We start from the raw sequence: 13,112 nt of genomic DNA on the forward strand, positions 1-13,112 counted from the left end.
TCAAAACCCCGTTTCGTCTTCAGATGTCGAGCTTGTCGATCATCTTCTGGGTGATCAGGCAGATCCCGCCTTCGCTGCGCCGGAACCGCTTTGCGTCGATTTCGGGATCTTCACCGACCACCAGTCCTTCCGGAATGGTTACACCGGCATCGATGACGACATTGCGAAGCTGAGCGTGCCGTCCAATGCGCACATTCGGCAGGATTACGGCACCGTCGAGGCGTGAATAGGAATTGGCGCGCACACCTGTGAACAACAGGCTGCGGTTCAGCGACGAACCGGAAATGATGCAATCGCCCGACACAACCGAGGAAATCGCCGAGCCGCGGCGGTCCTCGTCGTCATGCACGAATTTCGCCGGCGGCGTGACTTCCTGATAGGTCCAGATCGGCCAGGACTTGTCGTAGATGTCGAGCGTCGGGATGACGGCGGTCAGGTCCACATTTGCCTGCCAATAGGCATCGATCGTGCCGACATCGCGCCAATAGGGTTCGCGTTCGAAATCGGAGCGCACGCAGCTATTGGCGAAACGGTGGGCGACGGCTTTGCCGTTGGCAACGATGTAAGGGATGATGTCCTTGCCGAAATCGCGGCTGGAATTCGGATCGGCGGCGTCGCGTTTCAGCGCTTCGATCAGGAATTTGGTATGGAAGACATAGATGCCCATCGAGGCCAGCGCATGGTCCGGGTCGCCGGGAATGCTCGGCGGGTCGGCGGGTTTTTCGACAAAATCGATGATCTCGTCCTTGGCGTTGACATGCATGACCCCGAAGGCGACGGCTTCCATGCGCGGCACTTCCAGGCAGCCGACGGTGACGTCGGCGCCGGAATCGACGTGCTGCTGCAACATCAGCTCGTAGTCCATCTTGTAGACGTGGTCGCCAGCAAGGATGACCATGTATTCGACGCCGTGATCCTGGATGATGTCGATGTTCTGGTAGACGGCATCGGCCGTGCCTTCATACCACTGCGTTTCGGAAACGCGCTGGGAGGCGGGGAGAATATCGAAACTTTCGTTACGCTCGGGGCGGAAAAAGTCCCAGCCGCGCTGCATGTGGCGGATCAGCGAATGCGCCTTGTATTGTGTCGCGACGCCGATGCGGCGGATGCCGGAATTGAGCGCGTTGGAGAGCGCGAAATCGATGATGCGGGTCTTGCCGCCGAAATAGACGGCGGGTTTGGCGCGCCGGTCGGTCAGTTCCTTCAGGCGGCTTCCCCGGCCGCCGGCCAGAACATAGGCCATGGCATCACGTGCGAGTGGTTGAACGCGTTTCGTGGTCATTTCATCCTCCCCAAATTTCGAATTCTTGCGTGCTTTTATTCCAGTTCCAGCATGATGGTCGCCAAGGGTGGCAGCGTCACTTCGGCGGAGATGGTGCCTCCCGCATCGACCGCCTGCACGCGGCCGCCATTGCCCTTGCCGCTGCCGCCATAGATCTCGGCATCGGTATTGAGTATTTCGCGCCAGCGACCGGCATTCGGCAAGGAAATTCGGTAGTTTTCGCGGTAGGCGGGCGTGAAATTGCAGATCACCGCCACCGGCTTTTCTCCCGGCGACATTCTGAGCCATGCATAGACGGAGTTGTCGTCGTCATCGACGACCAGCCAGCGAAACCCTTCGCCTTCGCAATCGCGCGCATGCAAGGCCGGTTTCGAGCGGTAGCAGAAATTCAGGTCGCGGATCAGGCGGCGCATGCCCTCGTGCATGTGGTATTGCAAGAGGTTCCAGTCGAGCGCGCGCTCCTCGCTCCATTCGCTCCACTGGGCAAATTCCTGGCCCATGAACAGCAGTTTCTTGCCCGGATAACCCCACATCAGGCCGTAATAGGAGCGCAGGTTGGCAAATTTCTGCCAGTCGTCGCCGGCCATTTTTGCGATCATCGAGCCCTTGCCGTGCACGACTTCGTCATGGCTGATCGGCAGCACGAAATTTTCGGAGAAGGCGTAAACGAGGCCAAACGTGATCTCGCTGTGGTGGAACTTTCGGTGCACCGGATCGCGGCCCATATAGGACAGCGTGTCGTGCATGAAACCCATGTTCCATTTGAAGCCGAAACCCAAGCCGCCCTCGTGAACGGGAGCCGAAACCTTGGGCCATGACGTGCTTTCTTCGGCAATCGTCATGACGCCGGGATGCGCGCCATAGGAGAGCGAATTCATCTTTTGCAGAAAACGCACGGATTCGAGGTTTTCGCGGCCGCCATATTCGTTCGGCACCCACTCGCCGTGGCGACGTGAATAATCGAGATAGAGCATCGAGGCGACGGCATCGACGCGCAACCCGTCGAGGTGGAATTTTTCAGACCAGTAGAGCGCGTTGTTGATGAGGTAGGAAAGAACCTCGACGCGGCCAAAGTTATAGATCGCGGTGTTCCAGTCGGGGTGGTAGCCCTGACGCGGATCGGCATGTTCGTAAAGGGCGGTGCCGTCAAAATGACGAAGGCCGTGCGCGTCGGTCGGGAAATGCGCCGGTACCCAGTCGAGGATGACGCCGATGCCGACCTTGTGGCAGCCGTTGACGAAACGGGCAAACCCTTCCGGCTCGCCGAAACGGGCCGACGGTGCGTAAAGGCCGGTGGTCTGGTAACCCCATGACGGATCATAGGGGTGTTCGGTGATCGGCAGGAATTCGATATGGGTGAAACCCATATCTGTGACATAAGGGATCAGCTGCGAGGCCAGTTCGTCCCACGAGAGGAACGTGCCGTCGTCGCGGCGCTGCCATGAACCGGCATGCACTTCATAGATGGAAATCGGCTGGCGGCGATGGTCGGCCTTTTCCCAGTGCTCGCGGTGGGCGGCGTCATCCCATTTCTGCTCGAGTTCCGGTGTGGTGACCGAAGCCGTGTTCGGGCGCATTTCGGCACGGCGGGCGTAAGGGTCGGCCTTCAGCGGCAGAAGCGTGCCGTCGGCACCGACGATTTCATATTTGTAGGCTGCACCGGCGCGCACGTCGGGTGCAAAGATTTCCCAGATGCCGGTATCCTGCCTGAGCCGCATGACATGGCGGCGGCCATCCCAGTTGTTGAACTCGCCGACAACGGAAACACGCTGCGCATTCGGGGCCCAGACGGCGAAGTGAAAACCCTCGACGCCTTCGTGTTTGAGCGGGTGCGCACCCATTCTGTCGAACAGGCGCAGGTGCGAACCTTCGCGCAGCAGATAATCGTCCATCGGGCCGAGAACCGGGCCGAAGGAATAGGGGTCGGTGACGGCCCATTCGACATCGCCACGGGCGGCGCGGTAACGCAAAGGCTGCTGGCTGGTGACGGCCACCATGCCCTCGAAATAACCGGCCTCGTGGCGCAGTTTCAGTTCGCCCAGATCCTTGCCGTCGAGGGTGAGCACGATGGCTTCCTCGGCACCGGGAATGAAGCAGCGGGCGATAAAACCCTCGCCGATCTGGTGGACACCCAGAACGGCGAAGGGATTGGTGTGCTTGCCATTGATGATCGCCTCGATCTCGGAGAGGGGAATCTCACCGGGAGCCCTGGTCTTATCCAGAGCTTCCTTTTCTCCAAGCTCTTTTGGCGATTTCGTCATATGGCTCTCCAGATGTCCGTCGCATATTGACGGATGGTGCGATCGGACGAGAACCATCCCATCCGAGCGGTATTGCGGATCGTCTTGGAGTACCAGGACGCGGTATCGGTCCAGATCTGGTCGACATCGCGCTGCGCTTTCGCATAGGCGTCGAAATCGGCGGCGACCATGAACCAGTCGTTGTTGTAGATGCCGTCCATCAGGGCGGTGAAGCGGTTGCGATCATCCGGCGAGAAGACGCCGGATGCAATCGCATGCAGCGCCTGCGACAGTTCACGTGAGCCCTCGATGACCTCACGCGGATTGTATTCGCTGGCGCGTTTTGCCGCGACCTCTTCCGCCGTCATGCCGAAGATGACGATGTTTTCCGCACCGACATGTTCCTGCATCTCGACATTGGCGCCGTCGAGCGTGCCGATGGTGAGTGCGCCGTTGAGCGCGAACTTCATGTTGCCGGTGCCCGACGCCTCCATGCCGGCCGTCGAGATCTGCTCGGACAGGTCGGCGGCCGGGACCATGGTCTCGGCCAGCGTGACGTTATAGTTGGGCACGAAAACCACTTTCAGAAGGCCGCGCACCGCCGGGTCGTTGTTGATGACCCGCGCCACGTCGTTGGCGAGTTTGATGATCAGTTTCGCATTGTGGTAGCTGGGGGCTGCCTTGCCTGCGAAGAGCTTAACGCGCGGAACCCAATCCAGTTCCGGATGCGAGCGAATTTGATCATACAAAGCAACGGCTTCGACGATGTTCAAAAGCTGGCGCTTGTATTCGTGGATGCGCTTGATCTGGATATCGAACATGGCTGATGGATCAAGCCGGATGCCCATGCGGCTGCCGACCAGTTGGGCGAGCGCCACCTTGTTGGCACGCTTCACGGCGGAAAATTTTTCCTGGAAGGCCTTGTCGTCGGCGAACTTGTCGAGTTCGCTCAGCGCTTCCGTATCATCCAGGAACTTGTCGCCGATCGCTTCCTTGATGAGGCCCGTCAGGCCCGGATTACACTGCATCAGCCAGCGGCGCGGGGTGATGCCGTTGGTCTTGTTGTTGATGCGGGTCGGGTAGAGTGTGTGCAGATCCGCAAACACCGTTTCCTTCATCAGGTCAGTGTGCAGCGCCGAGACGCCGTTGACGGAATGCGAGCCGACAAAGGCGAGATTGCCCATGCGTACGCGACGGTCGCCGCTTTCATCGATCAGCGAGATCGAGCGGATCTGGGCTTCGCCGAACTGCTTTTCCTTGCGGGCTTCGAGCAGGATTTTTGCGTTGATCGCGTAAACCAGTTGCATGTGGCGCGGCAGCAGGCGCTCGAACAGCGGTACGGGCCAGCTTTCCAGTGCTTCGGGCAAAAGCGTGTGGTTGGTATAGGAGAAGGTGTGGCGGGTGATCTCCCACGCTTCCTCGAATTCCATGCCGTGCACATCGACGAGAAGACGCATCAGTTCGCCGATGGAGACGGCCGGATGCGTGTCGTTGAGCTGGATCGACACCTTGTCATGCAGGTTGGTGAAGTCCGGATATTGCTGCAGGTGGCGGCGCAGAATGTCCTGCAGCGAGGCCGACGAGAAGAAATATTCCTGGCGCAGGCGCAGTTCCTGACCGGCCGGATTGGCATCGGCGGGGTAGAGAACGCGGGTCAGCGCCTCGGCCTTGTTGCTCTCACGCAGTGCGCCGATATGATCGCCGGCATTAAACGCATCGAGCAGGATGGGATCGATCGGCTGGGCCGACCACAGGCGCAGCGTGTTGACGCGCTTGCCGCGCCAGCCGACGACCGGTGTGTCGTATGCCATGGCGATAACACGTTCGGCCGGTTTCCAGACGTAACGCGGCGCATCGTCATAACCGCCCACCGTTTCGACCGAGCCGCCATACCCGATTTCATAGGAGCTTTCGCGGCGCTCGAATTCCCATGGATTGCCGTGGGCAAGCCATGTTTCGGGCAGTTCCACCTGCCAGCCGTCTGCCATCTGCTGTCGGAACAGGCCGTGGATATAACGAATGCCATACCCGTAGGCGGGGACTTCTACCGTTGCCATGCTCTCCATGAAACAGGCAGCCAGGCGGCCAAGACCACCATTGCCAAGCGCGGCATCGGGTTCGAGGCCGGCGATGACATTGATATCGACGCCGAGCGAGGTCAGCGCATCACGGATTTCGGTCATTAGGTTGAGGTTGGAGACGGCATCGCGCATCAGGCGGCCGATCAAAAATTCCAGCGATAGATAATAGACCCGCTTCTGCCCGGTCTTGTAGGCCTGACGGGTACTTTCCATCCAGCGGTCGATGATGCGGTCGCGCACCACGAGAATCGTGGCGGTCAGCCAGTCATGCGGCTTGGCGACCTGTACGTCCTTGCCGATACGGTAGGTGAGACGTTCGATGATCTCCTCGGCCATGATTTCCGGGCGCGAGGAACGCGGAGCGGGATGAGGAAGGTCATTGGAAAAGACGGTAGTACTCATGATATCGCCAACTTTGCTGGAGGAGCGGATGGGAGGGTCGTCCGATTCAGTCGTCTGGCATGCAGTAAGCCACAGTTTATGCATTCTTATGATGGACTGGCAATATCGGCGAGCGGCTTCATTCGACAAGGTCATGATTGGAAATTTGCCAGAAATAACAAAGCCCCCGCTGCGGGCAGCGAGGGCTTGTCATTGGTAGCGCGGTGATCGCGAAGGATCAGTTGGTCAGGCGGGTCGTCGCCTTGGCGGCCTTTTCGGCGATTTCGCCGAAAGCCTTGACCAGATCTTCCATATTTTCCGGCTCATAATAGTAGCTGCTGTCGCTGGCGCATTCTGTCAGCAGGTTTCTACCTTCTTGCGGAGCCATGAAGGCAACCGTGAAAATCTTGATGCCATCAGCCTTTGCATCCGCACATTTTTGGCGAACGCCTCGATCAAGACTCCAGTTGGTCGCTGCGCTATTACCGGTCATTTTACCATCGGTCATGAGGACGATGTAGCGGTTGACGTCATCGTTGCCCTTGTCCTTTTGTATCTTTGCCTCGGTGTCCTTGTTACGAACGCCAGGTTCTGACGGATCCTCGCTTTTGAGGGCGTTAAATGCGATGGTCATGGCGCCATTGGCATCTGTTCCGTCTACGGGCTTTTGTGGCAACGCATTGATATAATTGGCTGCTTTACTCGTACCCCATCCAATGGTGGAGGGCGACTGCGTATTGTGTGTATAGGAAACGGCGCCAACGCGAACGAGGTTCGAGTTTTTGTCGAGCGCGTTCAGGGAGCTGAACATGGCGTTGGCGGCCGTTTTCAACGCCTGAATTTTGCTGATGTAGCAAGGCGATTTAAACGCTACGTTCGGCCAGTACTGCTCCGTATAGTTGTCGCATCGGCTGTTGTTCTTATCCTTGGTATCGGTAATCCATGCCATCGAGCCGGAACGGTCAAGTGCAAGATACATCGAGATACCAGTCGTCGATTCCGACGCGCTCGTGGCCGTGCTTCCAGAAGCAAGTTTCATCGAGTTGCCGGTGACCAGACCCGTCATGGCGTTGACCGACATGTCCTGTTTCGCAGACACCGCGACCGTGAAGGCCTTGCCGCGCGAGCCATTGGCCTTTTCCGTGACGGTGACCGTCAAGGCTGCCTTTTGTGCGGCAACCATTGCTGCGATTTCAGTGTCGCTCTCCTTGCCGGTCTTCAGATAGTTGACCATCTGCGCGGCGTAGAGATTTTTTGCGCGTTCGATTGCCTCCGCTTGGGAGACGTCCTTTTCCGACAGCATGGAAGCCGCTGCAAGCGCTGCCGAATCGGCCAGCGACTGCATTTCGGTCTTGGTCTGAAATGCGCGGGTAAGATCGATGGCGATACCGGCGGAGCCGAGCGCCAGCGGCGCAAGGATCGCGGTCATCATGCCGAAGTTACCACCGCGGTCTTTGAGAAGACGCGTGAAAGAATGCGAGAATATCATTGCCCCAGCCCAATCCATTGGAACCCATGGATGCGGGTTTATCGGCAATGCGTAGATGGGAGGCTAAATTATTTCATTGCATTTTAGTCACCTGACGAAAATGGGAAAAATCGGTCCTATTTAGGACAGGTGGGCGACCTGTCCGGGCTGTATTTCGAATAAAACGGCAGGATTTATGGGTTCGGTCTGCCGTCATCTCTCATTGCGTAAGACGTGTCATTCCCTTTGCTGCTTCCTGGCCGATCGCCTTGAAAGCCGCGATGAGTTCGGCCGAATTGTCGGCGTTGAAATAGTGGGACGATGTCGTTGCACAATATTTCAGAAGGTTCTGACCCTCCGGCGGCGCCATGAAGGCGACGGAATAGACGATGATCCTGTTGCTGCTGTCCTTGCGGGCCAGATCGCAGGCGGCCTTTGTCTTGTTGTCGGCACTCAGCAAGGCGCCGTTGCCGTTTTCGTTCTTTCCATCGGTCATGAGGATGATGAACTTGCTGGGCGTCTGGTCGTTCTTCGCCTTGTGAAACGCGTTTTCGGAGTTGGCCCCGGTGGGGGCAAGTGTATTATAAGCCAATGCCGTTGCCTCGCCGGAATTAGTCCAGCCATTTGCATTGAGGGCCTTGGTATATTTTTCGACAGCACTGGTGCCCCAGGCCATGCCCGTCGGCGACTGCATCTTTTCGTTGTATGAAACGGCGCCAAGGCGTGCGTATATATGTTCCGGATCGGCTTCCTCGATGACCTGCAGGAGGCTGGCCACGGCGCTTTTCAGGGCGTCCATTTTCTTGACGTAGCCGTAAGCGGCGCAATTTCCGTAATAGTTGTTCCTGATGCATTCCACGGTATTGGTGTTGTAGCCCATGGAGCCGGACTGATCGAGGATGAGGAACATCGACAGGGCGTTCTGGCTTTCGGTGGCGCTGTAGGATGCGCTCCTGGTGCCAAGCGTGATGGATGGGCCGGTGACAAGAGCGGTCAGCGAATTGACCGGCATGACGTAGCTCGAGTCGATGATCACGTCGTAGAGCTTGCCCTTGGCGCCGTTCGGCTTCGTGAGGACCGTGACATTGGTCGCATCCTTGATGGCCTTGACCTGGGCGAGAAGCTGCTCGTCCGTTTCCTTTCCGATCTTGTAGATCTGGATGATCTGGCTGGCATAGAAGGTTTTGACGAGTTCCTTCGCCTTTGCTTCGGTAAAGTCATCCTTGTTCGAAAGCGATGTCGCTGCGGCCAGCACCGCGGCATCGGCGACCGCCTGCATCTCGGCCCGGATCTGCACGGCGCGGGTGATATCGATGGAAATGCCTGCGACGCCGAGAAGGACCGGCGCCAGAATTGCCGTTATCATTCCAAAGTTGCCGGCGCGATCATGAATGAAACGCGAAATGCTACCTGCGATGTCCATTGCAATCCCACCCGCTATATTCCCCTATAACGTGCATACGGCGGCAATCGTTGGCGAGCGGTTAAAGCATTCCGCAGCATTTTATGGATTTTGCCGAATCCGATACAAAATCGTCTATTTCAGCGGTATGACATCCACCGATTGCACCGTCTGATGGCTGCCATAGGTTTTCAGGACGCCGATCACCGGGGCGATATCGGAATAATCACGGCCGTAACCGACCACGATATGGTCGCTGCCGGCGGGGATATTGTTGGTGGGGTCGAGCTCGACATAACCGGTCGTTTCACCGCACCAGACCCGCACCCAGGCATGCATGGCATCGGCGCCCTCCAGCCTTTCCTTGCCCGGCGGCGGAATGGTGCGCAGGAAACCGGAGACATAACCGGCCGGAATGCCGAGGCTGCGTAGTGCCACGATCATGATATGCGCAAAATCCTGGCAGACGCCGCGTTTCATGTCGAAGGCTTCGCCCGGTGTCGTATCCACCGAGGTCGCTTCGGGGTCGTATGTGAAGTCCTTGTGGATGCGGCGGCAGAGCGCGGTGGCAATTTCTCGTACTGTCTGGCCGGGCTTCACGGCCTCGCGCGCATAGGCCGATATCAGCGGGTTTTCACGCAGGCGCGGGCTTGTCCCCGTCAGGTGATGGGGGGAGGCGGCGTCGATGGATCGAAGGTCCGCCAGTTCCTCGCGCAACACGTCCAGTGTTGGGGAAAGATCGGCGGTGATGGCCGGGGTTTCGACCGAGACGCGGGCCTGCATGCGGATATCCAGCCTCTCATGCGGGCTGCGCAGAAAGATCGAGGTGGCCTGCTGGCCGAAAAAATCGATAAAGCTCGTTTTTTCCTCGGCCTTGGGCGTGACCGTGACCGAACCGGCGATCAGCCGCTGGCGGTCGGGCAGGGATAGCGGCAGCACGCGGATGACATGGCGCGCGCCGGATGCCGGCACGTCATACACGTAGCCCATATGCAGGGAGAGATCGTAGAGCATGCCGGTATCTCTCCTTGAGGGCAGAAAGATGGGGGTTTCGTTATCATGAACGAGACGCACGGGCGCCAGAGGGTGTTTGCGCCTTGACCGGTTCATCGCCCGGCTCGGCGGCGATATCGGGTACACGGTCAAGGATTGAAATCGCCGCCTCGATATTGCCGCGCGCTGCGCGTTCCTTCAGGCTCAGTATGGCGCGCCTGTGACCGATCCCGTCAGCGATGAAAGCTGCAAGCAACTGGTTCAACGATACGTTGTCCTCCGCTGCTGCGCGCCTTGCTTCTTCCATGACATGATCTGCAATTCTGAGAGGGTAGGTACTCATCTCGGTTATCTCCTTCTCTTGAATTCGGCTAGAAAATCTGCGGGCGTCGGGACCGATATCCCGAATGCACTCACGCTTGGATGTCGGAAATGTCTGTCATGCGTCACGATGAATGTCGCCCCGGCTGTCAAAGCGCATTCGATGTAGATGTCATCTTTCGGATCGCTCAGAAACGGCCTGAACCGGAACCATGGGGAAACGAGGTGAGCCTGGCTGAAGAGTGCATCCAGCACAGTGTCGATCTCGTCCGGGGTGATCCACGGTTCGTCACCGAAAATACCGTCTCGCTTCAACAGGTCTTCGTATTCGAAGGCCACAGGCGGCGACACGGCAAAGGGAATTTTTCCAGCAAGCATCTCCCGCAATAGCAAATGCGACGCTCCTTGCGATGAGCGCATGGCCGAAAGCAGAACGTTTGCGTCAACAACGATCATGACGTTAACATGATATCGTATGTGATGTCACGTCAAGCTGCCGATGGGGCCGGCTGACTGAACCTCAATGCAGATAGGTCTGGCCGAGAATGTCGGACAGTTTTTCGAGATCCGCTTCCAGCCGTTTGTAGACGTCGCCATCCATAGCTTCCGGCGTCATCACCGCAAGGCCGGAATAGAGGCGGGTCGCCTCGCGCAGGAAGGGTGACATCTGACCGTTCAGCTTGGCATTGGGCAGCTGTTCCACCTCGTTGCGGATCTCGTGCAGCTGAAACAGGATCGAGCGCGGATTGAGCTGATCGAGGCCCAGAAGGTCGTTGATGGTGAGGCGTGCGGTCGCGACATTGTAGCGGCGGCGGTGGGTCATGACGCTGTCGCCGATTTCGAGCAGCATGTCGAGCGCACCATCAGGTGCGTCGGCGCCGGACATGTGGCCGAGCAGGCCGGACATGTGCAGGCCGCGTTCCAGATGGCGGCCGATCGACAGGAAACGCCAGCCGGTAAAACGGTACATGTTTTCATGCACCAGACCGGCGAACCCTGCGAGCTTGCGCAGCAGAATGGTGGTGGCATGCGCCGCATCGTCACCCGGCTTGACCACTTCGTGGAAGCGTTTTGCCGTCTTGGCAAGGTCGGTCAGCGCCAGCCAGCCATCCGGCGAAAAGCGGTCGCGAATGTTGCTGGCGGAATAGATGGCGCTGTCGAGATTGCGGATCAGGGTGGCCGGAATGGCCTCCTTTGGCATGTCGATATCCAGCCCCTTCATGTAGCGGGTGACATCGGCCAGTAGTGGCGCATTCGGATCGGCGGATTCAGCGTAACGCACGTTCCAGGCGCGCAGGATGCGCAAGGCCCCTTCGGCGCGTTCGATATAACGGCCGAGCCAATAGAGATTGTCGGCGGCGCGGCTCGGCAGCGAACCCGGCATGTTGCGGGTAAAGCTTTCTTCCGGCGGCAGAAGCGTTGGTTTCGGCACCGGCTTGTCGGAGACGATCCAGACGTCGGCGGCCGAACCGCCGGATTGCATGGCGATCGCCGTCACGTCATCGCCCGAGCCGATGCGGGCAAAACCGCCCGGCATGATCTGCCAGCCCTTTTCGGTGCGGGCGGCAAAGATGCGCAGCGACATCGGGCGTGGCGTCAGCTTGCCACCCACATAAACAGGCGTGGTGGAAAGGGTGACGACTTCCTGCCCGACGAAATTTGCACCGTCATTGGCAAGCCACGTGTTCAGCGACCCTTGCTTGACCTTGCTCCAGGCGGTGCCGTGTTTCGACTGGCCATTGTCCTCGAAAAAGGGCTGGCGGGAATAGGCCGGGCCGATCACCATACGGTCGATGTTTTTCGCCACGTGCTCGCGCTCGGCCTTCTGGCCGCACCACCATGTGGCAACCGAGGGCATCAGCGGCTCTTCGCCGAGCAGGCTGCGGCAGACGGTCGGCATGAAGGCCATCAGCGCGCGGGTTTCGAGAATGCCGGAGCCGAGCGCGTTGACCAGCGTCATCGAACCTGAGCGCAGCGCCTGCACCATGCCCGGCGTGCCGATATGCGAATTCTGGTCGAGTTCCAGCGGGTCGGCATAGGAGGCATCAAGGCGGCGCCAGAGCACGCCGATGGGTTTCAGGCCCGCCACGGTGCGCACCATGACGCGGTTGTTGACCACCGTCAGGTCTTCGCCTTCGAGCAGCATGAAACCGAGGTAACGGGCGATATAGGCGTGTTCGAAATAGGTCTCGTTGGCCGGGCCGGGGGAAAGGACGGCGATGCGGTCATCAGGGTTGTGCCGGTGGCCCTGCAGCGCATCGCGGAAGGCGCCGAAAAACGAGGCCAGCCGATGCACATGGCTTTCGGCATAAAGATCGGAAAAGGCGCGGGTGGTGGCGACGCGGTTTTCCAGCGCGAAACCGGCACCGGATGGCGCCTGCGTGCGGTCGGCCAGAACCCACCAGTTGCCGTCAGGCCCGCGGCCGATCTCGAAGGAACAGAAATGCAGGTAATGGCCGCCGACCGGTTTGACACCGACGAGCGGGCGCAAAAATTCCGGATTGTTGGCGATCAGCTGCGGCGGCAGGATGCCGTCCTGTACCAGCCGGTTATCGCCATAGATATCGGCCAGCAGTGCTTCGAGCAGATCGGCGCGCTGCACCAGACCGCGCGAAATCGCTTCCCATTCGCGCTCGTCGATCATGACCGGCACATGGCTGATCGGCCAGCTGCGCTCGCCATTGTCCCTGTTGTCATAGGTCCGGTAGAACACGCCGGCATCACGCAGGTAACGGTCGGCGCGGGCGAAACGTTCGTTCAGTTCGCGCACCGGCAGGCGTTCGAGATGGGCGATCAGCTTGCGCCAGACCGGCCTGATATTGCCGTGTGCGTCCAGCATCTCGTCGGCGACGCCGGGCAGCGCCGCATAACCGAGGGTCGGTTCTTTTGCGCGCGCATCGTCAGTCAAACGTTCGGCTGCCGGTCCGGTGGACATAAGGCTTCG

The 13,112-nt window shown here is 59.0% G+C and carries 9 protein-coding genes; all 9 read right to left on the bottom strand.

From position 1 onward, the window contains the following. Nucleotides 1-19 precede the first annotated feature (19 nt). The 9 genes from glgC to J2T09_RS04255 all read right to left on the bottom strand — a co-directional run bounded on the left by glgC (nucleotide 20) and on the right by J2T09_RS04255 (nucleotide 13,103). A complete protein-coding gene (gene glgC / locus J2T09_RS04215) occupies nucleotides 20-1,282 on the bottom strand; it encodes a glucose-1-phosphate adenylyltransferase (RefSeq protein WP_306831414.1) in 1,263 nt (420 codons plus the stop codon). A 35-nt stretch (nucleotides 1,283-1,317) separates the two neighbouring features. Continuing rightward, on the bottom strand, nucleotides 1,318-3,543 hold the full coding sequence (gene glgB / locus J2T09_RS04220) for a 1,4-alpha-glucan branching protein GlgB (protein ID WP_306831417.1): 2,226 nt from the start codon (nucleotides 3,541-3,543) through the stop codon (nucleotides 1,318-1,320). Next, complete coding sequence (locus J2T09_RS04225) at nucleotides 3,540-6,005, bottom strand: glycogen/starch/alpha-glucan phosphorylase (protein WP_306831418.1); 2,466 nt, start codon at nucleotides 6,003-6,005, stop codon at nucleotides 3,540-3,542. The genes glgB and J2T09_RS04225 overlap by 4 nt, the downstream gene beginning before the upstream one ends. Before the next feature lie 217 nt (nucleotides 6,006-6,222). Beyond that, a complete protein-coding gene (locus tag J2T09_RS04230; RefSeq protein WP_306831421.1) occupies nucleotides 6,223-7,416 on the bottom strand; it encodes a vWA domain-containing protein in 1,194 nt (397 codons plus the stop codon). Nucleotides 7,417-7,672: 256 nt separating this feature from the next. Then, nucleotides 7,673-8,875 (bottom strand): vWA domain-containing protein, encoded by a 1,203-nt coding sequence (locus J2T09_RS04235; RefSeq protein WP_306831423.1) that lies wholly within the window; start codon nucleotides 8,873-8,875, stop codon nucleotides 7,673-7,675. Between the two features lie 114 nt (nucleotides 8,876-8,989). Further along, a complete protein-coding gene (locus tag J2T09_RS04240; RefSeq protein ID WP_306831424.1) occupies nucleotides 8,990-9,868 on the bottom strand; it encodes a transglutaminase family protein in 879 nt (292 codons plus the stop codon). 43 nt (nucleotides 9,869-9,911) lie between these two features. Continuing rightward, nucleotides 9,912-10,190, bottom strand: coding sequence for a hypothetical protein (locus tag J2T09_RS04245; protein ID WP_306831426.1), 279 nt, complete (start codon nucleotides 10,188-10,190; stop codon nucleotides 9,912-9,914). Nucleotides 10,191-10,195: 5 nt separating this feature from the next. Further along, nucleotides 10,196-10,624 (bottom strand): PIN domain-containing protein, encoded by a 429-nt coding sequence (locus J2T09_RS04250; RefSeq protein WP_306831428.1) that lies wholly within the window; start codon nucleotides 10,622-10,624, stop codon nucleotides 10,196-10,198. Nucleotides 10,625-10,688: 64 nt separating this feature from the next. Next, complete coding sequence (locus J2T09_RS04255; RefSeq protein ID WP_306831430.1) at nucleotides 10,689-13,103, bottom strand: circularly permuted type 2 ATP-grasp protein; 2,415 nt, start codon at nucleotides 13,101-13,103, stop codon at nucleotides 10,689-10,691. Between the last annotated feature and the right edge of the window lie 9 nt (nucleotides 13,104-13,112).

The organism is Neorhizobium huautlense (genome assembly GCF_030811685.1).
Lineage (GTDB): Bacteria > Pseudomonadota > Alphaproteobacteria > Rhizobiales > Rhizobiaceae > Neorhizobium > Neorhizobium huautlense_A.